Raw genomic sequence first — 20717 nt, 5'->3', positions numbered from 1 at the left:
ATTAAAAGGTTTTCAATAATTTAACTGCAAAATATAATGTTTCATTTTGTCAATAGGGTTCTTTGGCTTGCTGAAGGGGGAGATAGCTGAAGAAATAAAAAAAAGACCCTGGAGAACCAGGATCTTTCCGTCATTAACCTTTAAGCAATTGAAGAACTTGCTGAGGCTGTTGGTTAGCTTGCGCAAGCATAGCTTGAGAAGCCTGAGTAAGGATGTTGTTTTTCGTGTACTCCATCATCTCAGAAGCCATGTCTACGTCACGGATACGTGATTCAGCAGAAGTCAGGTTCTCAGAAGAAGTACCAAGGTTGTTGATTGTGTGCTCTAAACGGTTTTGAACCGCACCAAGTTTAGCGCGCTCGCTAGATACTGTGTCGATAGCTGTTTTGATTGTTGTAAGAGCTGAAGACGCAGCTTTAGCTGAAGAAGAGATGTCGATACCTTTTGTTACTTTTGTATCTTTAGCTAATGCACTGTCAGCTTGATAAACTAATTTATCAGCATCGTCATAGTAGCCATTCGGCCCTTTAGAACCGTCAGTGACAAGTGTTGCTTCTTTTCCATCTGCAGTTACAAGCTTAGAACCGTCATCATTTGCTGTGTAAGTCGTACCAACTTTCAGGCTTTCAGAGTCCATTTTATTGATAGACAGGCTCATTGTTTGGCCTTCGTTAGCTCCGATTTGGAACGTCAGGTTTTGCGCAGTTCCGTCAAGAAGTTTCTTCGTGTTGAACTCAGTGTCAGTAGAGATTCTTGTTACTTCAGACGCTAATTGGTCCATCTCTTTTTGAAGCTCAGAACGGTCAGAATCTGTGTTTGTATCGTTTGCCGCTTGTGTAGCAAGCTCGCTCATACGCTGAAGAATGCTGTGAGTTTCGTTCAATGCACCCTCAGATGTTTGGATAAGAGAGATTCCGTCTTGAGCGTTTTTAGACGCCATGTCTAAACCGCGGATTTGAGAACGCATTTTTTCAGAGATCGCAAGACCCGCAGCGTCATCACCGGCGCGGTTGATGCGAAGACCTGAAGATAATTTTTCCATGTTTTTAGAAGCAGCGTTTGAACCTGCATTCAGCTGACGGCTTGTGTTAAGAGCCGCGATATTGTGGTTGATTCTCATTTTGTATTTCCTCCCTGAATTGTTTTTCGCACGTCCTTGTGCATTTGCGCAGCGTCATTTCTGAAGAAAATTTTTCCTCTCATTGGCTACAATATATATATCGGATGGCCGCTTCTATTGTTTATATTGAAAATAAAAAAATCCTCACTTTTTTTGTGAGGATAAGTTAAGTAATAAATCAGTATTAAAAGATACGGCTCTGTTGTTCTCTTCCAGGATCGACAAGTAGATTTCTTTCCGGTGAATATCTACGTGCTGAGGCGCTTCAATTCCCAGCTTCACTTGTTCTCCTTCGATAGCGATCACCTTTATTTCAATATCCGGCCCGATCTGAATGGACTCATTCACTTTTCTTGAGAGAACTAGCATGATCCTCCTCCTATCAGATGTTTTGTTTCATAGGAAGCATCATGTAAAATGATTTGTTTCGCCTTCATTTCCTTTTTATTGACGATAATCGGCGCTTTTAAATTGGCGGTCGTGTTTTCAAAAGGCTCTTCCAGTGTTAAAATCGCCATCACTTCGACGTCCTCTATATCTTCAATGTGCAAAAGCTCAAGCGTCGCTTGGTCAATGTCAAATTCGTACCCTTTAAAGAAAATAAACGGACTGGCGACAATAAAGGCGATGTGCTCCTGTTTCACAGACTGCAGCGCCAAAAACGGTGAATCTTCCGACAAAGGAAGAACAACAAATTGAGTCTCTTCATTAAATCCCGGCAGGCCGTTTTCAAATGAGATAATCTGCCCTTCATCTATTCTGATTTCTCCGTGATATTTTGTTTTAATTATCATGCTTCACAATCCTTTACCACTTTCATCTTTTATTCTGCGTTGCCATCATCAACCGAAATCGTCACCTTAGGGTCTTGCATCATATCAATCTGAACTTTCCCCGGCGTATAATTCCATACAGGTTTATTGACGGCTGCTTCAATTGAAGGTTTGCGGGCTTCAATATCAATCGTAAGCTTTGAAGGAATGCAGTCAATGTCGACGAGAAACTGCGCAGGCAGAAAGTCGCTGAATTCGCCGAATGGATCGGGCGGACTGACATCTGCTGCCTGCCGGGCCATCACATTGCCCGTTTTCTTTTCGATAGCCGCCATTTCCTTCCCTTCCCTGACTGTTTTTGCGATAAACTCGCTGCAGGCTTCCGCACCTTTTTGAGCGGCTTCAGCGTTCAGCTTTTCAAATGATTTGAGATTCAAGTTCTCCCACGCCCTCGTCTGGTCAATCGTCAGTTTGGCCGGCGTGCTTTCAATGTTCAGCTCTGCCGGCGGCTGCTCGATTTCCAGGTCAGCGGGCGGCTGTTCCATCTCGATTTCTTCCTTTTGAAAGGTTATACCGATTTTAGCAGGCACACTGTCAATAATCAATCTCGGCATCTGCACAGAGATCCCTCCTATTTATAGTATTTTAGTAAAAAAAGCGATCTCCCTGTTGTGAGTCGCTTTTTTTATATATTGAAGACGATAGTTATATTATTTCAGGAAGTCGATCAGTGACGGCTGAATGATATTCGCATTCACTGACAGCGCTGCTCTATGAACCGTCTGTTGAGATAGATAATCAACAATTACATCTTCCATTTCTACATCCTCATTATCCGACAATACTTTTTCAGCGGTTGCCGCTTGTGATTCCAATCTTGTCTGAATGAGTTCCAACCGGTTTGTGCGTGCGCCGATATTGGATTTTTCAGCATTCATTTTGTCAGTAAAACCGTCGATATCTGACAGAATTTGATTTGAATCTGCTTCGGACAGCGTGCCTTTGCTTAAAGAAGCTTCTAAGGAGTTGAGAAATTCAAATACATTATCTCCATTTTGTGCGACGCCTCCGAAAGCTGAGTTTGGATCAGAATTCACTTTCAGCACTGCTCCGTTTGAGATGTTGATGTTAACATCCGAAGCACCGGTATAATTCTCATAGTTGTACGTATATGTGCCGTCGGCATTTTCAGTGATCGGCGGGACGTCTGAATTTGTTCCGTTAAACAGATAACGTCCGTTTACCTGAGTATTCGCGACAGAAACGAGCTGCTTTTTCAGCTGGCCGATTTCTGTACCGATTGCTTTCAATTCTGTTTCACCGTTCGAATCACTTTTCGCCTGAACCATCAAATCCCGGATTTTCCCCATAATATCCGTTTCCGAGTTTACGCTTGATTCCGAGTTTTCCAGCCATGTAAAACCTTGCGAAACATTCCGCTGATACTGGTTTACCTGCGCAAGCTGAGTACGGTACTGCATTCCCTTCATTGCGACGACCGGATCATCAGAAGCTTTCGTGATTTTTTTCCCCGTAGACACTTGCTGCTGAAGCCGATCGAGCTTGTCATAACTTGAGCCGATAAATCGAAGAGAATTTTTTGCGATCATCCCTTGAGTTACTCTCATTTACTTATCTCCTATCTTCCTCCGGTGCCCATACCGTTAATAATTTTATCGAATATTTCATCCTGCATCGTTATGATCCGCGCAGCCGCATTATAAGCGTGCTGAAACTGAATCATATTTGTCATTTCTTCATCTAAAGACACTGCACTGACTGATTGTCTCCGTTCATCGGCTGAAAGGGTGTTGCTTTCAGAGTTGTTCATAAGATTGGCCGCTTTTTGTGAATTAACGCCCAGCTTTCCGATAAGGGATTCATAAAAGTCATTAATTGTAGTGGTTTCACCGTTAATAGTCAGCTTGCTGTTCTGTACGGCTGCAAGATTTGTCGCGTTTGTGCCGTCACTTTTTTCTCCGTTTAACGACGCTGCGATATTATCAGTAGACGCAAGGATTTTGTCACTGACTTTTATTTTCGCTGCCGCACCTTTTGCCGGCACCGCTTCACCGCCGCTGAAATCAAAAAATGCTGCACCCTGTTCGCCTGTATAGGTCTTCCCTTTTTCATGAACTGCATTAAACGCGTCAGCAAAGGATAGCGCCATATTGTCAAGAGCCGTCAGCATTTCAGGATAAAGCCCTTTTTCTTCTCCGTTTGACATATAGCCGTATGATTCAATAAGACCTAAAAGTGAGCCTTTTCCGGTAAATGCATCCGCATTGACCGTACTGCTGCCGACTGACACACTCGACACGAGTCCGCTGTCCTTGTCGTAGTTGATTTTCATTTCTGAAACTGTTTTTGTGTTACCGTCGAGCAGCGTACCGAGAGAATTGTTGTTTCCATTCAGCAATTCGACGTTAACCGTGCCCTCAGCAGTCGCCAAGGCATGTCCGCCCGACTTATTATATGAAACTTTTATATTTGCCATAGAAGATAATTGATCAATCAATCTGTCTCTTTGGTCATACAAATCATTAGGGAGCATACCGCTCGGCTCAACTGCCGCTATTTGATTGTTAAGGTCATTCAGCTGATTGAGAATGGAATTGACCTGATCAGCTGTGTTATCCAGGTTCTTTTTAATATCACCCTGAATGTTAGTCAAAGAGGTAGATATATAGTTAAAACTTTCGGCAAGAGATTTCCCCTGCTCCTGCAAAACTGAGCGCGCTCCCGTATTTTCCGGATTCGTCGCCAGATCCTGAAGGGCATTCCAAAACGAACTGAGCGATCCGTTTAATCCGTTATTGTCAAGCTCTTTCATGACGCCTTCCATTTGCGACAATGAATTGGAACGGGCTGTATAGTATCCTAATTTTGTATTTTCAGTTCTGTACTGATAGTCTAAAAAACTGTCTCTGACGCGCTCAACTGAACCGGCTTTTACTCCTGTTCCGATTTGTCCGGCCGTCAGATCACTGTTTTTTGATACTGCGGGATAAGGGCTCGTCGATTGTAATGTGACGCGCTGCCTCGTATATCCTTCTGTATTTGCATTTGCAACGTTATTTGAAACTGTGCTCAATGCAGTCTGCTGCGCACTCAATGCACGCCTTGCTGTTTCGAGCCCCATAAAAGTCGATGGCATTGAAAATCCTCCGTTCTAAGCTTTTGAATCGAATAATGTCAAACGGCTGACAGGCTTGCGCGCCGCTTGCGGCTCTTTATAATTCATATTCTCTTTTTCACCCGGCATGATCATATCGAATGCCCCGGAGATGAATTGTAAAGCCTGAATCGTGAGCTGTTTGTTCATCTCATTCACTTCTTTCAGACGGTCAAGAAGCGCAGACAAAGAGTGAAATAACCCTTCAAGCTCCTGTTTTTCACTGCCTGAAGTTCTGGAGATGCATGCAGCAATTGTATTGTCCTCACCGCGGCTGAGAAACTGAGAAGTTAACCTGATTCGTTCTTCCTCAGTCTGCCCGATTGCCTGAATATACTTTTGCTCTTTAGTCAATATGTTGGAGAGCTCTTTTGTTTTACCTGCTTTCAGCGCTTCCGTTTTCTCCTCAGACAGCGTGAGCAGATGTTCATGCAGTGCGCAAAGTCGCTTCAGTTGATCAATAATTGGCTTTGCTGACATTGGCTTTCTCCTTTTTATTGCTTTTTATAAAAATTCACTATGTTTTCAGCGATGCTGTTTGAATCTATTTTATATGTTCCGCTCTCTATATCCGCTTTAAGCTGAGCGATTTTTTCCTGACGTGTTTTAGTGACCGCATCTGACGCATTTTGAAGCTCTTTTGCATGAGAAGAAATTTCCACTTTGTCCTTCGGCCTTGCAGCCTCTTTTTGTACGGCTTGCTTTTCGTAATTTTTTTGGTATGGATTAACGGATTGTGTTCCGTACTGATTGATTTTCATAGGATTCCTCTCGCTTTCTGTTCGCAGTCTAATTCTTTTATCGACTGCGTTATCAGTTAGTTTAGGGAATCAGGTGTTTTTGGTATTATAGGCATAGTATGTGTCTTTTGTACTGTTTTTTTCTTTGGATTCAGCGGCTGTTTTTTGGTTCATATGGTCTAATTGCGACTCAATATCTGTCTGACAGGACTTGCAGAATTTCCCCGTCCTGATCGGATTTCCGCACCTTCCGCAAGGATATGCCAAATTTGGAAGCTGGCTGATCTGAATCCTTTTTTGTTTGATAAACTTGAGGATCAGCTCTTCATCCACACCTGTTTCCTCAGTGATCTGCTGCATCGTCGACTGTCTGTTGATCTGCTTTCTCAAAAATTTATAGACGGTTTCAAATGCTTTTTCTTCTTCTTTAATACATGCCTGGCACACGGTCTGCAGGTTCGTTTTAAAAAATAAAGCATTGCATTTTGGACAATTCGCCAATTCACCCATCGTATTAACTCCTATTCCTTCTTTAATCTGCCTTATATTTCTATCAATTATATCGGCAGAAAAAAAGAATGATTTAGCTCCTGATTAAAGTAAAAGAGGAGACCGATGACGCTTTACCCGCTGTCAGCAGGACTTCGGCGGCTTGATGCAGTGTGGCGCCCGTCGTATAAATATCGTCTATTAAGATGACGTTCATACCTTCGGCCGAGTTTTCGGCTGCTGAAAACTTTTTTTCTGCGGACAGCCTTTCTGTTTTGCTCTTTTTGGATTGTTTTTCATTGTTCAGTCGGATGAGGGGGAAAATGACGGGCATTCCGAGCAGAGAGGCCAGCAGCTCGGATTGATTGAATCCGCGTTCCGCCAGCCGTTCGCCGCTCAGCGGAATAGGGATGAGAGTATGTGTATTTGATGGATATGCCGCTTTAAAGCCGGCAGCAAAGTCACGTCCAAATGCTTGAATGATTTTCGCATCACCCCTGAATTTAAACCGGGCTAATGAGTCCTTCATCGCATCATTATACAAATATACCGAACGGTTTTGCCGCAGCAAAAAGCGCTTTTCCGTTTTTGATTCCCGGGCCGCACAATCAGCGCATTTTTCATTTGACTCCTGAGGCCTCCCGCATATAGTGCATACGGGGCCTTCAATTTTTTCGAATCGGCTGCTGCATATGGTGCATACCTCTTGCTCGGGCGCCAGAGAAAACAGAGATCTCCAAGTCAATGAACTTGAAATTGGTGAGTCACACAATAAACAATTCAGAGATATTACGCTCCTTCCCGAGTTTCACAGAACTCGCTTGGATTAACCGAAACAATCGCCGCTGATTCAGCCAGAATGACAAGCAGCGCCGTATTTTTCTGTTTATCAACTATCTCTGCTTTTGCATAAGCAACTTTCTTTTTATCTGTAACATATGCCGGCTCAGCCCGGTTTAATGAAAGTGCCAGTACATCATTTTTGCATACCCGGCATGTGCATTTCATATGAAGCTGAGGCATATGGCGGTCGAGAAGTTCCTTTAATATGATTTCTTTAGAATTGACAAGCATGCTGACAGCTCCTCATAGGAAAGTATGAGTATACTGTATCACGTTTTCTGAAATTAACTAGTCCAACAATTTACTTTTTTGTGCCAATTTGTTCATATGTTCTATATGTTTTTTTGCTTTTTTCATTCCGTTTGTCATTCCGAAATGAAACATGACGACATCACCGCTGAAATGTTTATAATGCCTTCCCGTTCTGCCCGCGATCTGTACGAGCGCGCTCTCAGTAAAGATAGGTGCTTCTGCGCCGAGGACACATGTCTGAACTTTGGGCACGGTAACCCCTCTTTCTAAAATCGTAGTCGTTACCAGCAGGTCAAGCAGGCCGTCTCTGAACCGTTTCACTTTATCCTTTCTGAATGTGTCTTCCGCATGTACGCCTTCTGCCCGTATGTTTAATTTCTGAAAATAATCCGTTGTCTTTTTCAATACGTGTACAGACGGAACGAATAAGAAAACCGGCAGCTGTGATTGAAGTTTTTGGCGGACCCAATCCGTTACAGAGCGCGGCAGTTTTCCTTTCTGAAGCTTCTTCTTCCAATTGCCGCACCACAAAAAACGCGGCTCCGGGAGAGGTTTCCGATGATATCTGGCCGGTATGCGAACGCTTTTCAGCAAACCGGCTTCAGCATTCTTTTTTAATGTGTCTGAAGGAGTTGCCGTTACATAAACAAGGGCGCTGTTTTTCTTCCTCGCTTTATCAACAGCGAACCTTAATGTCTCATCGGCTGAAAAAGGGAACGCATCTACTTCATCTATTATCATGACATCAAAAATGTCTCGGTAGCGCATCAGCTGGTGAGCGGTTGAAATCATCAGCGGAGTCAAGCGGCCTTTGTCCTCGCTGCCGCCGTACAAAGCAGAAACGTCGACTTTCTCAAATGCTTTTTTCAGTCTCGGCAGCAGTTCAAGTACGACATCTGTACGCGGAGTCGCGACACAGACGCGCAAACCGTGATTCAGGGCAAACTCGATACCAGGAAACAGCATCTCTGTTTTCCCCGATCCGCAAACCGCCCATACTAACAGCTCTTGTCTCTCTTTTATCGCATCTGTAAGCGCGGCGGCGGCCTGCTTCTGTCCGTCTGTCAGTGTTCCTTCCCAAGAAAGCTTTACAGGCTCCCAGCTGTTTTCAGGGGCTTGATTCCAAGAATATAATGATGTCAGTTCATCAGCCCTTCCCATCATGACACAGGCACGGCAATAGGTAATCTGCCTCTTGGCAGAGGGCGCCCAAAATGCCGCAAAGCAGGCTTGATCAGACTGACCGCATCGTTGGCAGACGTAACGGTTTTTCCGGCGGATGATTGACGGCTCAGCCGTTATATACTCTTTTTCTATAAAACGATTGATGCGCTGATCTGAAAACGGTATCTCAGATCTCAATAAATGCCGGCCGTAAAAGAAATCCCGCACCTCTGAAAATTCTGAAGCACCTTCGGCCATCTCCCTGCCTCCTTTCTGCTCAAAGTATGCCTGCCGGGAATTTTTTTGTCGAATCACGAAAATTTAATAATAAAAAAATCTCCGCCCTTGAAAACGGAGATTTTCACTTAGTTTTTAAAACACCAGCCGATTCCGATGGCGCCTTCGCCCAGATGGGTTCCGATCACGGCACCGAAATAGCTGTTATAGAATTCGACATGAGGATATTTACCGCTTAACTCCTGTATAATATCCGCCGCTTCTTCTTCCCTGTTTGCATGGATGACAGCGGCCCGCATCGGGATTCCTTTACTTGCATCCTCCCCAAACAGCTCAAAAATTCTCGAAATCGCTTTTTTGCGTGTCCGAATCTTCTCAAAAGGAACAATTACCTTATTGTCAAAATGAAGAATAGGCTTTACCTTTAACAGACCGCCGATAAAAGCCTGAGCACTGCTTAGACGCCCGCCCCGCTGGAGGTGTGATAAATCGTCCACCATAAAATACGCACGGACTGTTTTTTTCATTTCTTCCAGCTCTTTTATAATCTCTTCCGGTGAGTCAACACCGTCTTTAATGAGCTGTGCTGCCTTTAATGCATAAAAACCTTGCGCCAAACAGCTGATCTCTGAATCAAAGGGATAAACTTTAATATGATCAACCATAGTGTTTGCCGAGGCGGCGCTGTTATAAGTTCCGCTGATTCCGCTGGACAAATGTATGCTTATGACTGCGTCATATGTTTTGCCCAGTTCTTCGTACAATGCGATTAATTCACCGAAAGAAGGCTGGGACGTAGTCGGCAGCTCATCATGATTTTTTACTTCTTTATAAAAACTTCTCCAGTCGAGTTCTGTTTCTTCGCGAAATGTTTTTTCACCGAAAACCACTTGAAGAGGGATCATATGAATATGATGTTCTTCTCTCATCTCTTTCGGAATATATGCTGTACTGTCTGTTACAACTGCAATCTTCATCACTTTACCTGCCTTATTAAGTACTTAATAAGTATTTTAATAGATATGAAGCAGTAAAAAAAGACTTGCCTATTATGGCAAGTCTTCTCATACATGACTAACGCATCTCTACCCAGCCGTTTTTAATGGCTACGACAACGGCTTGTGTCCGGTCATTAACGTTCATTTTCTGCAAAATATTACTCACGTGATTTTTCACTGTTTTCTCACTGATAAACAATGATTCACCGATTCCGCGGTTGCTTTTTCCGTCTGCAAGCATTTGCAGCACTTCACATTCCCGTCTCGTTAATATATGTAATGGTCTCCGGATTTCCGGATAAACCTCATGCTGAGGATGAGCAGAAACTCCGCTTGTCGCAAGACGGCGGAATTCGTTGACAAGATTGTGGGTTACTTTCGGGTGAAGGTAAGAACCGCCCTCGGCTACCACTTTCACTGCTTCGATTAAAGTATCTGCGTCCATCTCTTTCAGGAGATAGCCTCTTGCACCTGTTTTTAAAGCATGAGTTACATAGTTTTCATCATCATGGATGGAGAGGATAATCACCTTAGATTCAGGGTACAGCTCAACAAGCTGTTTAGTAGCCTCTACTCCATTTACATTCGGCATATTGATGTCCATTATGACAACATCGGGATGATAATGCTCGACGATTCGAGCCGCCTCATCTCCATCGTCACCTTCTGCTACCACTTCAAAGGTAGGTTCAAAATCCAATATTCTTTTTACACCCTCACGGAATAGTTGATGGTCGTCGATAATAACAATATTTACTTTAGTCACACGCTACGCCTCCTTATCCTATTGTTCTATATACGCCGCTGTTCGGTCAATATGTCTTTTGGCTCTATTTAACAAATTATAGGCCGAGAGATAACGGAACCTTAATCATGATAAATGTCCCAAGACCTATTTTAGAGTCTATCGTTATCGTTCCTTCAAGCAGATCTACTCTTTCTTTCATTCCCAGCAAGCCGAATGACTTGTTTTTCTTTTGTTTAGCATCCTTAATATCAAAGCCTTTTCCGTTGTCCTTAATGATAAGAACGACAAAATCAGCGGTTACTTCCACTTTTACTGTTATTTCCTCTGATTCTGAATGTTTGAGTGCATTTGTGACGGCTTCCTGAGCGAGACGGAAAAGCGCCACTTCAAATTGCGGGGCAAGCCTTTTGTTCTCCGTGTCTCCGATACACTGAAAATGTATTTTCACCTTTCCGTTGTATTCTTCAGTTGTATAAAGATATTTTCTCAGTGTCGGAATCAGCCCGAGATCGTCCAATGCCATCGGTCTTAAATCATATATAATCCTTCTGACTTCGTAAAGGGCATTCCGCACATTCTGCCGAAGATTTCTGATTTCCTGAAATCCGTCCTCCGTGCCGCGGTCGCGGAAGATCCGTTCAATTAATTCCGATCTCATCATGACATTTGCCAGCATTTGCGCGGGACCGTCATGAATTTCTCTGGAAACTCTTTTTCTTTCTTCCTCTTGGGCTTCGATGATTCTTAAGCCGAAATCTTGTTTAGCCTGCGCATCGGCAAGAAGAAGCCCTACTTGGCGAAGGTCTTGATTCAGGTAATTCAGAACGACGGTTATTTGGCTGACCAATGATTCTGACCGTTCAATGATTTCCTGAAGCCCTAAAAGCCGGCGTTCTAAATCATCTCTGCGCTCCCGCAGCTGCTTTTCACGCTGCTGGATCATCGTCAGTTCCACTTGAAGTTTGTGCGCCTTTTCATAGGCGTTGCGAATTTCTTCTTCGCTGAACTTATGGAAATTTCTGCTTACTTCAGACAAGCGGTTTCGTGCGTGCCGCGTATGAACTTCAAGTTTGTCGCCCAGCTCAATGACTTCGTACACCTGCTGTTTGATCTGTTTGAGTTCTTCAACCAGCTGCTCATATTGCTGGCGCGACTGCTCTCCGATTTGAAAAACCTCGTCCTTGCTCCCGTCCACGGTTTTCAGCATTTTCATAAGTATAGAATCCAAAACTTTGGAGTCCATCTTCGATTTATTCATCTGTCTCCCTCCGTAACGGTGTTGTTATGTATTTTTATTATAAATGTAATTGAACTGCAATTTATGTCGAATTATAATGAAAGAATGCGTATATTCTAGAAAAAAACATTTTTATATAGTATCTTACTCTTTCATGATACCAAAATATGCGCAAAAATTCTAAAGTCTGTTCGAATTTGTAGAAACAAGTCTTTTAATGCTTGTCAGGAGGGTCCAGCAATCATGCTGCACAGCTATTTAACTGTTAAAGAAGCGGGTGAACATGAGATTGTGATTGAAAAATCACGTTTTATCTGTCACCTGAGCCGTGCTGCTTCTGAAGAGGAAGCGCAGGAATTTATACAAAAGATAAAAAAACAGCACTGGAATGCGACTCATAACTGCTCAGCTTATCTGATCGGCGAAACCGACCATATACAAAAGGCCAATGATGACGGAGAACCAAGCGGAACAGCCGGCGTCCCCATGCTGGAAGTGCTGAAAAAACGAGGTCTGAAAGATACCTGCGCGGTGGTTACCCGGTATTTCGGCGGAATAAAGCTCGGTGCAGGCGGATTGATTCGTGCATATGGGAAGTCAGTGTCTGAAGGCTTAAATCATATAGGAGTTACGGAGCGGAAGCTGATGCGGATTATGCATACATCAGCGGATTATACGTGGCTCGGCAAGATAGAGAACGAACTGAGAGAATCAGTTTTTTTACTGAAAGATATCCATTATGCGGATCATGTCGAATTTGAAACGTACGTTGAAGAAAAAGACAAAGAAGCGTTTCTAAAATGGATGACAGAACTGACGAACGGCAAGAGTAAGAATACAGAGGGAGAACTGACGTATTTAGAAACAGACGTCAGCCCTAAAGGAGACTAATGTAATGGCTGAACGTGTAAGAGTGCGTGTTCGAAAGAAAAAGAAAAGCAAACGAAAGATCATATTCAAACGGATTTTGCTGCTGCTTACCCTCGTTTTGTTAGTCGCTGCCGGATTTGGCGGATACAAAGTATACAAAACGATTAATGCGGCAGATAATGCATATGATGCCCTTTCCCGCGGAGACAAATCAAAATTGCGGGATAAAGTCATCAATATGAAGAAAAAACCGTTCTCCATTTTGTTTATGGGGATCGAAAATTATGCCACCAGCGGAAAAGGCGGACGATCAGATTCTCTTATTGTCGTTACCCTTGATCCGAGAAATAAAACAATGAAAATGCTGAGTATTCCGCGTGATACGCGGGTGACGCTTGCCGGTGACACAACCGGTAACAAAACAAAAATCAATGCGGCTTTTGCTAAGGGCGGAGCGGATGAAACCGTCTCAACCGTCGAAGACTTATTAGGCATACCGATTGATAAGTATGTCACTGTCGACTTCAATGGCTTTAAGGATGTTATTGATGAGGTAGGCGGGGTCGATGTAAAAGTGCCGTTTGACTTCGACGAGATGAGTGACGTCAGTAAAAAGAAACGGATCTATTTCAAGAAAGGAAACATGCATTTGAACGGTGAGCAGGCTTTGGCTTACGCGCGGATGAGAAAGCAGGATAAGCGCGGAGACTTCGGCCGGAATGACCGCCAAAAGCAAATCTTAAACGCACTGATCGACCAAATGTCAAGAGCTGGAAATATTGCTAAAATCGATAAAATCGCTGAAACAGCGAGCAATAACGTCCAAACAAATATCCGAATCACTGAAGGACTCGCTCTTCAGCAGATTTACAGCGGCTTTACCAGCAAAAAGATTGATACACTGACCATAACAGGATCAGATTTATATTTAGGCGGAACCGCAACTACGCGCGGAACATATTATTTCCAGCCGGATCCAGCCAATCTCGAAAAAGTACGGCAGGAATTGCAGAAGCACCTGGATTACCCGTCCGGAAGCAGCACGGCGTCCGATCCCGCTTCTGACAGCACCGGAACGGACAGTACGACTGATTCGACTTCCGGCAGCACAGGAACAAGCGGCACAACCGATTCAACCAACGGTACTGCAGGTGCAAACGGTACGGACAGCACACAGTCCGGCGGCACAACAGGCTATTAAGAGTAAACCCGATCCTTTGAGCAGGATCGGGTATTTCTATATAATAAGAGAATAGCAAAAAAGCAGACCATTCGCATGATCTGCTCTTTTTAATTTTTCTTTACCAATCTTTTGTAAAACTTGGTAAATGGTTTAAATTGTTCATTTACTAACCCTGTGACCTCTGCTATGATTTGCATAAATACAATCAATACAAAAATAATAAACAGCGAAAGCCATATGGTCGCACTTTTCAGCAGGATGGCACTGACGCTGAAAATAAAGCCGATTAAATAAATGATAATGACAGCCGTGCGGTGTGACAGCCCGAAGGCCATCAGCCGGTGGTGTATATGTGACTTATCAGGCGCTGAGATCGGCTGTTTGTTTAAAATCCGCCTGATGACGGCGAATGTCGTATCAAAAATCGGCACGCCCAAAATGATGATCGGAATGATGATACTGAATAAAGTAACACTTTTATAAAGACCTAATAATGAGAGTACTGAGATGACGTATCCTAGAAAGAGCGATCCGGTATCTCCCATAAATATCTTTGCCGGGTGAAAATTATAAAATAAAAATCCGAGTGTGCTTCCTATCACGACAAGTGAAAGTGACAGAATAAGGATTTTCCCTCCGGATAACGCCATAACGGCGATAGTGGAGAGTCCGATGACCGACAGGCCGGCAGCGAGTCCGTCCAAACCGTCAATCAGGTTCATCGCATTCGTAATACCGACGATCCATAACACAGTCAGCGGGTAAGCGACCCATCCCAATTCTAAACGTTCCGTTAAAAACGGTACGGAGAAAAAGTCCATTTTCAGTCCCGTGCTCACAATCATAATGGCCACGGCCAGCTGGACGAAAAACTTTACCTTTGCGCTTAATTGGTATTTATCATCAAGGATTCCTAAAATAACAATAATAAACGCACCCACCGTAATGGCGGTCATTTTTGTTTCATTATATATGCCGGCCGCGAGCACACCCGCCGCTACGCCGATAAAGATGGCCAAGCCGCCCATACGGGGCATTATTTTATCATGTACTTTTCGGTTGCTGGGCTGGTCAACTGCACCTATTTTGATCGCAATTTTTTTTACGATAGGAGTTAGGATTAAAACCGTTAGCAGAGAGACAAAAAACGCAACAACTATGCGAAACATGCGTTCGTCAAGCATAAAGAAGTCTCCTTTGGAATTATATGAAGTCTTTTCTGATATTGAACCGTTCCTTCCATTATAATTCTTACTAGTTATTATAACAAGCATCATCAAAAAGAAACACGCAAATCAAAAAATGCGCTTTCCCTTTTAATGGGATTGCGCATTTTTCAATATACCCGTGCATTCGAGCATTCGGCCGAATAAAACATTCCAATCTCGTCTCCGGGCCAATTCACGGCGCAAAGCCTCGTATGATCCGCGGCGGTCCGCTGCCAGAAGCGCTTCGCAGGCCGCGATGAAATCTGCGGGGTCGCTCCCTTCAACGTATTCATAAACGTAAGGCCTTTTGATTTTTGACGTAGAAGAAAGGTTGCAGCCGACAACCGGTTTCCCGGCAGCTAAAAATTCAAAAAGCTTGAGCGGAAATACCGCGTCATTATAAGGTGAATTTTTATACGGCATGATGCCGATGTCGACAAGCTGCATATAGGACGGCACTTCATTCGGCGCGGCAGGTCCCGTCCAGATGACATTCGGGCGTTCCAGAAGCGACTCGAAATCCGGATCGTCCTGAGCCGTGTTCGGGCCCACCAATAAAATCGTCCAGTCAGGCCGCACATCTGCCGTTTCCGCCATAAGCGCAAAATCGAGCTTCGGTTTGATTCCGCCGATAAAACCGAGAACCGTTCCGTTCCGTCCCCGTAAAATGTCTTCATCCGGCTGTTTATTTTCCCGTGAAAACAGGTCATATTCCACTCCGTTTTCAATGGTGAACACTTTCTGGTGCGGGTTCTCCAGCTTTTTTCCGACCTCCCGGTGCAGACAGTCAGATGTGCAGGTGATGGAATCGGCACGCTGAATGATTCTCATTTCCGCCTGTTTAATGATGTTTCTTCTTACATTTGACAGCACACCGGCCCGGCCGCTGATCGGAGCGGCCCACAGATCACTGCAATCGTAAATCACTTCATCCCAAGGAAACAGATCTGCCAGAAGCGGAAAACCGGGGAAGGTGTACCATAAGCAGCAGCGGGCCCCTTCTCCTTCTTCCTTCAGCATGTGCAACAATGGTGAAAGTTTATGCCTGTAACACATGTCTGTATACCTGCCGAAACGGAATGCTTTTTGCTGCATGAGATCCTTTACAGTGAACTGCCGGATTCCCTCGGCGATCCCGGCCGTCTGACCATCATTGGCTCGCGGGGACGGGCATACCCAAATGACGCTTTTCGTTTCTTTTTGCCGGGCAAGAAATTCAGCCAGCCGGTGCCGTCTGTATCTCAGCCGGTCATGCCCCCATTCCGCCGCTCCGACGATTACGTGAATAATCGGTTCCACCTTCATCACCCAGCTCCTCTGACGCCTACAGTCTTTTCAAGACCGCGTTTTTCGCATATTGCATAAAACACCACGAAGCCTTGATAAAATGCAGGCGCTCAATTTCTCTATAAACAAACCACGTTTTTTTTGCGGCTTTCCACTTGTTGCTTGAAATCGAATTCTGCACAAGCCTGTATTCTGAAAGGCACTCATTCAGGCCGTAAGCCGTAAATCCCCTTTTCAGCAGGGAAAGCCATGTCGCTAAATCCTGCCGCGTTCTGATATCAGGCATTTGAATCTGCCCCGTCTGCTCTCTGTCAATCATGACCGTTAAACATCCGATAATCGTGTTTTTTAAAGCTTCATCATATGACAGGCTTTCAGGGGCTTGAATCGTTTTGTCCGTCGGCGTTCCGTCCTGCTCCATGACGCTGTAGCCCGTAAATGAAAAAGCGCAGGAACGCTCCGCCATAAACGCAAGCTGTTTTTGAAGCTTTTCCTTTTTCCATCTGTCATCGCTGTCCAGAAATGCGACATAACGGCCCTTGGCATGTTTAAGGGCTGTATTTCTGGCAGCCGCGGCTCCCCCGTTTTTATCTAAATAAACGACGCGGATCCGCTCATCTTTTTGTTCATATTGCCGTAAAATATCTCTCGTTCCGTCCGTTGAACAATCATCCGCGATAATCATTTCCCAATGCGGGTGGCTTTGATGTAAAACGGACTGAATCGTGTCTTCGATATATTCACTTGCGTTATAAGACGGTGTAATGACAGATACGAAAGGTTTCCAGTTTGTCATGGTCACATCTCCATCGCAGATTTTTACAAGGACTCTCTAAAAAACTCCGGAATGACAATGAACATAAATGCAACTGCAATGCCGATTAAAACGCCCAGAACCGCTTTCTTTTTCGGCGGCATGCCTTGTCCCGCCGTTTCATTCATCGGCTCTGAATTGATGACGCCGGCCGCTTTCAGGTTCAGCTGCGTATTTTTCAATTCGTATAAAAATCGTTCCTTATCCACTTTGGCGTCCGCGCTGACGGTTTCTCCTTCAAGCGCAGCAATACTCTGCCGCACTACTTTTGCCCGTTTCTCAAACAGGTCCTGATCATTCTTCAGAAAAGTTGTTATGACGGCTTGAAACACCGATTCGGTCTCCTGTTTGTTTTGGCCGCTGTAGCTGACCGTGATCAATGAATCTGATTGTGTTTCGACAGTCAGTTTACTTTTCACGGCCGCTCTTTCTTCGTCTGTTTTATCAGGCAGAGCCTGCTTTAAAAAGGCATCGCTCGTCAAAAGGAGCGGGATTTCTTTTGTATTGTTATAAAGCGGATGATCATAATTTCCCGCGGCGATCGCGGCTTCTGATGTAAAACTGCTGTTTCCGCTTATTTTTGACGGCAATACATATCCCGCCGCCCCTAACACAACGGGCAGCGCAATGATCCAAATGATATTTTTTTTGATACGCCGGGTTATTCTTGTCAACATATCCTTCATCTCGCATCTCCCTGTTTTTCATAGTACGCCGTGACGGCAGACTCCTTTTGTAAACGCCTCAATATATTGACCGCCGCGATCACGAGCGAGAGAAATACCCAGTGGAAAAATAAATTTGATACGGAGCTTGGGCTGATGCTGCTTACCAAAAAACCGGCCATCGCCGTGATAAGTCCTTCTGTGATCAGTCTTGACTGATTTTCCGATTTTCTTTCATGACATTTATAAAGTGTCCAAAAAAGGAACAAATAGACTGTCAGGTAACCGAGCATCGTAAGCACGCCGAAGTTCGCCATAATCTCGACGAGCCAGTTGTGCACCTCAACTACCCCGCCCGTATCATAAACAGGCTCCGCTTTTAAATAGTAAGAGACATTTCCGGCACCCACTCCGAACCCCCAGGAATCAATCACATAGTGAAAGGCGTTCTTTAAAAGATTCGCCCTCGCGAGGTTGGAAGGAAGCGGCTGCTGTCCCGGCATCGCCTGCGGAGCTGAAAACAGATTCAAGACGGCATTGGTGATACGGCCCGCAAATAAAACCGCAAACAGCGCAGCACCCGCTCCCGCAGCGTACAGCGCGAATTTTTTCAACACGGAAGGCAGCAGGATGAAGACGTATACAGCCGCCCCCGCGCATATGCCCAGCAGACTCGCGCGCGAACCGGTCAAAATGATTAAATACAAAGCGCAGATCGCAAAGAGCAGGCTGACGGCCTTCACATAGCCGTTTTTCATATTTTTCACCGCCGCCGCATACAGAAAGAAACTGATGCACAAAAACGTCGCGAAATCATTTTGATTAAAGAAAACGGACGTCGGATAATGCTGTTTGTACTGCGGGCCGTTATAAAGCGTGGAGCTCGGCAGATGGTTGTGTGTAAAATGGTTGTAAAAGCCGATCGCCATCACAAAAATGGTCATCACAAGCCATATGCCGTAAAAAACCATCAGCTGATCAAAGCGCTGAATGAACATGACAATAAGATAAATCAAAAACATGCCCATTCCCATTAAAGCTAAATATTTAATCCCGTACGTCACGGATTTTGCCCACAATAACGATAGGAGACCGTATGTAAACCATAAGGCGAAAAACATCAGAACCCCTTTTACATTCACCCGATTCCATCTGTCAATATGATGACGGTTTGTCAGGATGCCGGCGATGTGAAGGGCGCCCGCTCCGATTAATAACAGCCGGTATATAAATAAGCTGAAAAATCCGAGATGAACCGCAAAGAAGGCCTGGTTTAAAAATGTACACGCGATCAGTATATAAATGAGCCCCATAAACATCTGACCGTTTGTTGTAAAGGCGGATAGCAAAGCAAGTCCGGCAATGCCGATCATGGCGGCAAGCAGCAGCACGGTGATTTTTCCGAAGCCGGCATCCGCCCTGACCGCCCCCAGCATGATGCATCCTCCTGTAATGACAGCGGCAAGCAGCACAAGAACATGTGCCGCTGAACGTTTGATACTCACATGGCAAACCCCTTTCCAAAACCGGCAGCCGAGCCGGACTGCCGAGAGCCTGAAAACAAATCTTTTTCTATCTTGCCAGTTCTTTTATTTGCCGATCGGCATGAACCGCCGGACGTCCGACGGAATGATAAGTGAATCCTGAAACCCTCATATACTCCAACGGAAACATATTTCTGCCGTCAATGATGACCGGCTGTTTGAGCAGCTGCTTCACTCTCTGAAGATCCATCTCCTTGACTTCCGGCCAATCTGTTGTAATCAGGCATGCGTCCGCGTTTTTGATGGCACTGTACATCTCTGTGTGATATTCAATGCCGCCTTCTCCTAATATCGCTGACGCTTCGGGAATCGCGATCGGATCATACGCTTTCACGTGAGCGCCCTGCTCTTTAAGACTTGTGATGATATCAAGAGCCGGGGCGGAGCGGACGTCATTTGTATGCGGTTTAAAGGCCAGCCCCAGTACGGCCACGGTTTTCCCTTTTAAGGGACCGATGGCGCGGTTCAATTTTTCCGTAATACGGACCCGCTGCTTCTGATTGGTTTCAATGACGGCTTCCATCATTTCAAACGGATAGCCGGCGGCGTTTGCGATATGCAATAAAGCCGTTGTATCCTTCGGAAAGCAGGATCCGCCGAATCCGATGCCGGCCTGCAGAAATTTATTCCCGATCCGGCTGTCAAGACCGACGCCTTCTGACACGTGAGAAATGTCCGCCCCGACACGTTCGCAAATATTGGCGATATCGTTAATAAAAGATATTTTGGCGGCTAAAAAAGCATTTGCGGCATACTTAATCATTTCCGCGCTTTCAAGATTGGTCTTTACGATCTTCGTACGGAACGGCTTATGAAGCTCTTCAATGACCGAAGCGGCATGTTCGCTTGTGGCGCCGATAACCGCCCGCTCCATCTGCATCGTATCCCGCACCGCCGAACCTTCGCGGAGGAATTCAGGATTTGACGCGACATCAAACGGATATTTTCCCTTTGACGCTTCGCTGACGATTTGGTAAACGAGCTTTCCCGTCCCGACCGGAACAGTGCTTTTGGTGACAATGATTTTGTATCCGTTCAGCTGTTCTCCGATTGTTTGCGCCGCTGCCTTAATGTAGGTCAGATCGGCTTCACCCGTCTTTGACATCGGCGTACCGACGGCGATATAGACGATATCAGCGGCTTTCACAGCCGGCTCAATATCGGCCGTAAAGGATAACCGCCCGGCACTGACATTTTTTTCGGCTAATTCCTCAAGCCCCGGTTCATATATCGGGATGACTCCGTTTTGCAAGCTTCTGATTTTCGCTTCATTGATGTCACAGCAAGTCACATGATGGCCGATTTCCGCAAAACAAGTTCCAGATACAAGACCTACATACCCTGTTCCTAATACAGCGATTTTTTTCACA

General features: G+C 44.9%; 23 protein-coding genes. 2 read left to right on the top strand and 21 right to left on the bottom strand.

The genetic code is table 11. From position 1 onward, the window contains the following. Positions 1-133 precede the first annotated feature (133 nt). The 15 genes from ACWJJS_RS02870 to degS form a co-directional block, all read right to left on the bottom strand. On the bottom strand, positions 134-1120 hold the full coding sequence (locus tag ACWJJS_RS02870; protein ID WP_015387631.1) for a flagellin N-terminal helical domain-containing protein: 987 nt from the start codon (positions 1118-1120) through the stop codon (positions 134-136). A gap of 144 nt (positions 1121-1264) precedes the next feature. Continuing rightward, positions 1265-1489 (bottom strand): carbon storage regulator CsrA, encoded by a 225-nt coding sequence (gene csrA / locus ACWJJS_RS02865; RefSeq protein ID WP_003151402.1) that lies wholly within the window; start codon positions 1487-1489, stop codon positions 1265-1267. Next, positions 1483-1914, bottom strand: a complete 432-nt coding sequence (gene fliW / locus ACWJJS_RS02860; RefSeq protein ID WP_060657507.1) for a flagellar assembly protein FliW — start codon at positions 1912-1914, stop codon at positions 1483-1485. Before fliW ends, csrA begins: the two co-directional genes overlap by 7 nt. A gap of 29 nt (positions 1915-1943) precedes the next feature. Continuing rightward, the gene (locus ACWJJS_RS02855; protein ID WP_003151397.1) at positions 1944-2513 is read right to left on the bottom strand and encodes a DUF6470 family protein; all 570 of its coding nucleotides are present in this window, start codon (positions 2511-2513) and stop codon (positions 1944-1946) included. A 90-nt stretch (positions 2514-2603) separates the two neighbouring features. Further along, the gene (gene flgL, locus ACWJJS_RS02850; RefSeq protein WP_003151396.1) at positions 2604-3521 is read right to left on the bottom strand and encodes a flagellar hook-associated protein FlgL; all 918 of its coding nucleotides are present in this window, start codon (positions 3519-3521) and stop codon (positions 2604-2606) included. Between the two features lie 11 nt (positions 3522-3532). Further along, positions 3533-5050, bottom strand: a complete 1518-nt coding sequence (gene flgK / locus ACWJJS_RS02845; RefSeq protein ID WP_015387629.1) for a flagellar hook-associated protein FlgK — start codon at positions 5048-5050, stop codon at positions 3533-3535. 15 nt (positions 5051-5065) lie between these two features. After that, on the bottom strand, positions 5066-5548 hold the full coding sequence (locus tag ACWJJS_RS02840) for a flagellar protein FlgN (RefSeq protein ID WP_003151394.1): 483 nt from the start codon (positions 5546-5548) through the stop codon (positions 5066-5068). Between the two features lie 14 nt (positions 5549-5562). Further along, entirely contained in the window at positions 5563-5829 is a 267-nt protein-coding gene (gene flgM, locus ACWJJS_RS02835; RefSeq protein ID WP_146275630.1) for a flagellar biosynthesis anti-sigma factor FlgM, read from the bottom strand. A 69-nt stretch (positions 5830-5898) separates the two neighbouring features. Then, positions 5899-6318 carry a TIGR03826 family flagellar region protein gene (locus tag ACWJJS_RS02830; RefSeq protein ID WP_146275632.1) on the bottom strand — a complete coding sequence of 140 codons (420 nt, stop codon included), beginning with the start codon at positions 6316-6318 and terminating at the stop codon, positions 5899-5901. Between the two features lie 73 nt (positions 6319-6391). After that, complete coding sequence (locus ACWJJS_RS02825; RefSeq protein ID WP_202980098.1) at positions 6392-7081, bottom strand: phosphoribosyltransferase family protein; 690 nt, start codon at positions 7079-7081, stop codon at positions 6392-6394. A 5-nt stretch (positions 7082-7086) separates the two neighbouring features. Continuing rightward, positions 7087-7371, bottom strand: coding sequence for a late competence development ComFB family protein (locus tag ACWJJS_RS02820; RefSeq protein ID WP_017418816.1), 285 nt, complete (start codon positions 7369-7371; stop codon positions 7087-7089). 57 nt (positions 7372-7428) lie between these two features. Next, a complete protein-coding gene (locus ACWJJS_RS02815; RefSeq protein WP_454023297.1) occupies positions 7429-8814 on the bottom strand; it encodes a DEAD/DEAH box helicase in 1386 nt (461 codons plus the stop codon). Between the two features lie 107 nt (positions 8815-8921). After that, positions 8922-9770: a DegV family protein gene (locus ACWJJS_RS02810; RefSeq protein ID WP_003151387.1), complete on the bottom strand. Its 849-nt coding sequence runs from the start codon at positions 9768-9770 to the stop codon at positions 8922-8924. 97 nt (positions 9771-9867) lie between these two features. Further along, positions 9868-10557 (bottom strand): two-component system response regulator DegU, encoded by a 690-nt coding sequence (degU, locus tag ACWJJS_RS02805; RefSeq protein WP_003219701.1) that lies wholly within the window; start codon positions 10555-10557, stop codon positions 9868-9870. A gap of 76 nt (positions 10558-10633) precedes the next feature. Beyond that, the gene (gene degS, locus ACWJJS_RS02800; protein WP_003151385.1) at positions 10634-11797 is read right to left on the bottom strand and encodes a two-component sensor histidine kinase DegS; all 1164 of its coding nucleotides are present in this window, start codon (positions 11795-11797) and stop codon (positions 10634-10636) included. Between the two features lie 222 nt (positions 11798-12019). Here degS and ACWJJS_RS02795 point away from each other — a divergent pair, with 222 nt between their 5' ends. Both ACWJJS_RS02795 and ACWJJS_RS02790 read left to right on the top strand, forming a co-directional pair. Continuing rightward, positions 12020-12667 (top strand): YigZ family protein, encoded by a 648-nt coding sequence (locus ACWJJS_RS02795; RefSeq protein WP_060657503.1) that lies wholly within the window; start codon positions 12020-12022, stop codon positions 12665-12667. A gap of 4 nt (positions 12668-12671) precedes the next feature. Continuing rightward, on the top strand, positions 12672-13847 hold the full coding sequence (locus ACWJJS_RS02790; protein ID WP_071392366.1) for an LCP family protein: 1176 nt from the start codon (positions 12672-12674) through the stop codon (positions 13845-13847). An 89-nt stretch (positions 13848-13936) separates the two neighbouring features. Here the strand turns inward: ACWJJS_RS02790 and ACWJJS_RS02785 are convergent, their stop codons facing one another. The 6 genes from ACWJJS_RS02785 to tuaD all read right to left on the bottom strand — a co-directional run bounded on the left by ACWJJS_RS02785 (position 13937) and on the right by tuaD (position 20716). Continuing rightward, positions 13937-15013 carry a glycosyltransferase family 4 protein gene (locus tag ACWJJS_RS02785; protein ID WP_003151382.1) on the bottom strand — a complete coding sequence of 359 codons (1077 nt, stop codon included), beginning with the start codon at positions 15011-15013 and terminating at the stop codon, positions 13937-13939. A 132-nt stretch (positions 15014-15145) separates the two neighbouring features. Continuing rightward, positions 15146-16342 (bottom strand): teichuronic acid biosynthesis protein TuaH, encoded by a 1197-nt coding sequence (gene tuaH / locus ACWJJS_RS02780; protein WP_070082461.1) that lies wholly within the window; start codon positions 16340-16342, stop codon positions 15146-15148. A 19-nt stretch (positions 16343-16361) separates the two neighbouring features. Next, positions 16362-17120 carry a teichuronic acid biosynthesis protein TuaG gene (gene tuaG / locus ACWJJS_RS02775; protein ID WP_003151380.1) on the bottom strand — a complete coding sequence of 253 codons (759 nt, stop codon included), beginning with the start codon at positions 17118-17120 and terminating at the stop codon, positions 16362-16364. Between the two features lie 23 nt (positions 17121-17143). Beyond that, on the bottom strand, positions 17144-17824 hold the full coding sequence (tuaF, locus tag ACWJJS_RS02770; RefSeq protein ID WP_015387623.1) for a teichuronic acid biosynthesis protein TuaF: 681 nt from the start codon (positions 17822-17824) through the stop codon (positions 17144-17146). Further along, positions 17821-19308, bottom strand: coding sequence for a teichuronic acid biosynthesis protein TuaE (tuaE, locus tag ACWJJS_RS02765; protein ID WP_094247450.1), 1488 nt, complete (start codon positions 19306-19308; stop codon positions 17821-17823). Before tuaE ends, tuaF begins: the two co-directional genes overlap by 4 nt. 67 nt (positions 19309-19375) lie before the next feature. Beyond that, positions 19376-20716 (bottom strand): UDP-glucose 6-dehydrogenase TuaD, encoded by a 1341-nt coding sequence (tuaD, locus tag ACWJJS_RS02760; RefSeq protein WP_454023296.1) that lies wholly within the window; start codon positions 20714-20716, stop codon positions 19376-19378. Position 20717 lies beyond the last annotated feature (1 nt).

The organism is Bacillus sp. JK106 (assembly GCF_053663355.1).
This window is presented reverse-complemented; position numbering and strand designations above follow the sequence as displayed.

What these genes read in the sequence shown, in the direction of transcription:
- ACWJJS_RS02810 (WP_003151387.1), bottom strand. Translation starts at nt 9,770, where the DNA reads ATGAAGATTGCAGTTGTAACAGACAGTACAGCATATATTCCGAAAGAG.
- ACWJJS_RS02830 (WP_146275632.1), bottom strand. Translation starts at nt 6,318, where the DNA reads ATGGGTGAATTGGCGAATTGTCCAAAATGCAATGCTTTATTTTTTAAA.
- ACWJJS_RS02785 (WP_003151382.1), bottom strand. Translation starts at nt 15,013, where the DNA reads ATGCTTGACGAACGCATGTTTCGCATAGTTGTTGCGTTTTTTGTCTCT.
- ACWJJS_RS02840 (WP_003151394.1), bottom strand. Translation starts at nt 5,548, where the DNA reads ATGTCAGCAAAGCCAATTATTGATCAACTGAAGCGACTTTGCGCACTG.
- flgL (WP_003151396.1), bottom strand. Translation starts at nt 3,521, where the DNA reads ATGAGAGTAACTCAAGGGATGATCGCAAAAAATTCTCTTCGATTTATC.
- tuaH (WP_070082461.1), bottom strand. Translation starts at nt 16,342, where the DNA reads ATGAAGGTGGAACCGATTATTCACGTAATCGTCGGAGCGGCGGAATGG.
- flgK (WP_015387629.1), bottom strand. Translation starts at nt 5,050, where the DNA reads ATGCCATCGACTTTTATGGGGCTCGAAACAGCAAGGCGTGCATTGAGT.
- tuaF (WP_015387623.1), bottom strand. Translation starts at nt 17,824, where the DNA reads ATGAAGGATATGTTGACAAGAATAACCCGGCGTATCAAAAAAAATATC.
- tuaG (WP_003151380.1), bottom strand. Translation starts at nt 17,120, where the DNA reads ATGACAAACTGGAAACCTTTCGTATCTGTCATTACACCGTCTTATAAC.
- ACWJJS_RS02870 (WP_015387631.1), bottom strand. Translation starts at nt 1,120, where the DNA reads ATGAGAATCAACCACAATATCGCGGCTCTTAACACAAGCCGTCAGCTG.
- ACWJJS_RS02795 (WP_060657503.1), top strand. Translation starts at nt 12,020, where the DNA reads ATGCTGCACAGCTATTTAACTGTTAAAGAAGCGGGTGAACATGAGATT.
- degS (WP_003151385.1), bottom strand. Translation starts at nt 11,797, where the DNA reads ATGAATAAATCGAAGATGGACTCCAAAGTTTTGGATTCTATACTTATG.
- ACWJJS_RS02790 (WP_071392366.1), top strand. Translation starts at nt 12,672, where the DNA reads ATGGCTGAACGTGTAAGAGTGCGTGTTCGAAAGAAAAAGAAAAGCAAA.
- ACWJJS_RS02815 (WP_454023297.1), bottom strand. Translation starts at nt 8,814, where the DNA reads ATGGCCGAAGGTGCTTCAGAATTTTCAGAGGTGCGGGATTTCTTTTAC.
- fliW (WP_060657507.1), bottom strand. Translation starts at nt 1,914, where the DNA reads ATGATAATTAAAACAAAATATCACGGAGAAATCAGAATAGATGAAGGG.
- csrA (WP_003151402.1), bottom strand. Translation starts at nt 1,489, where the DNA reads ATGCTAGTTCTCTCAAGAAAAGTGAATGAGTCCATTCAGATCGGGCCG.
- flgM (WP_146275630.1), bottom strand. Translation starts at nt 5,829, where the DNA reads ATGAAAATCAATCAGTACGGAACACAATCCGTTAATCCATACCAAAAA.
- ACWJJS_RS02820 (WP_017418816.1), bottom strand. Translation starts at nt 7,371, where the DNA reads ATGCTTGTCAATTCTAAAGAAATCATATTAAAGGAACTTCTCGACCGC.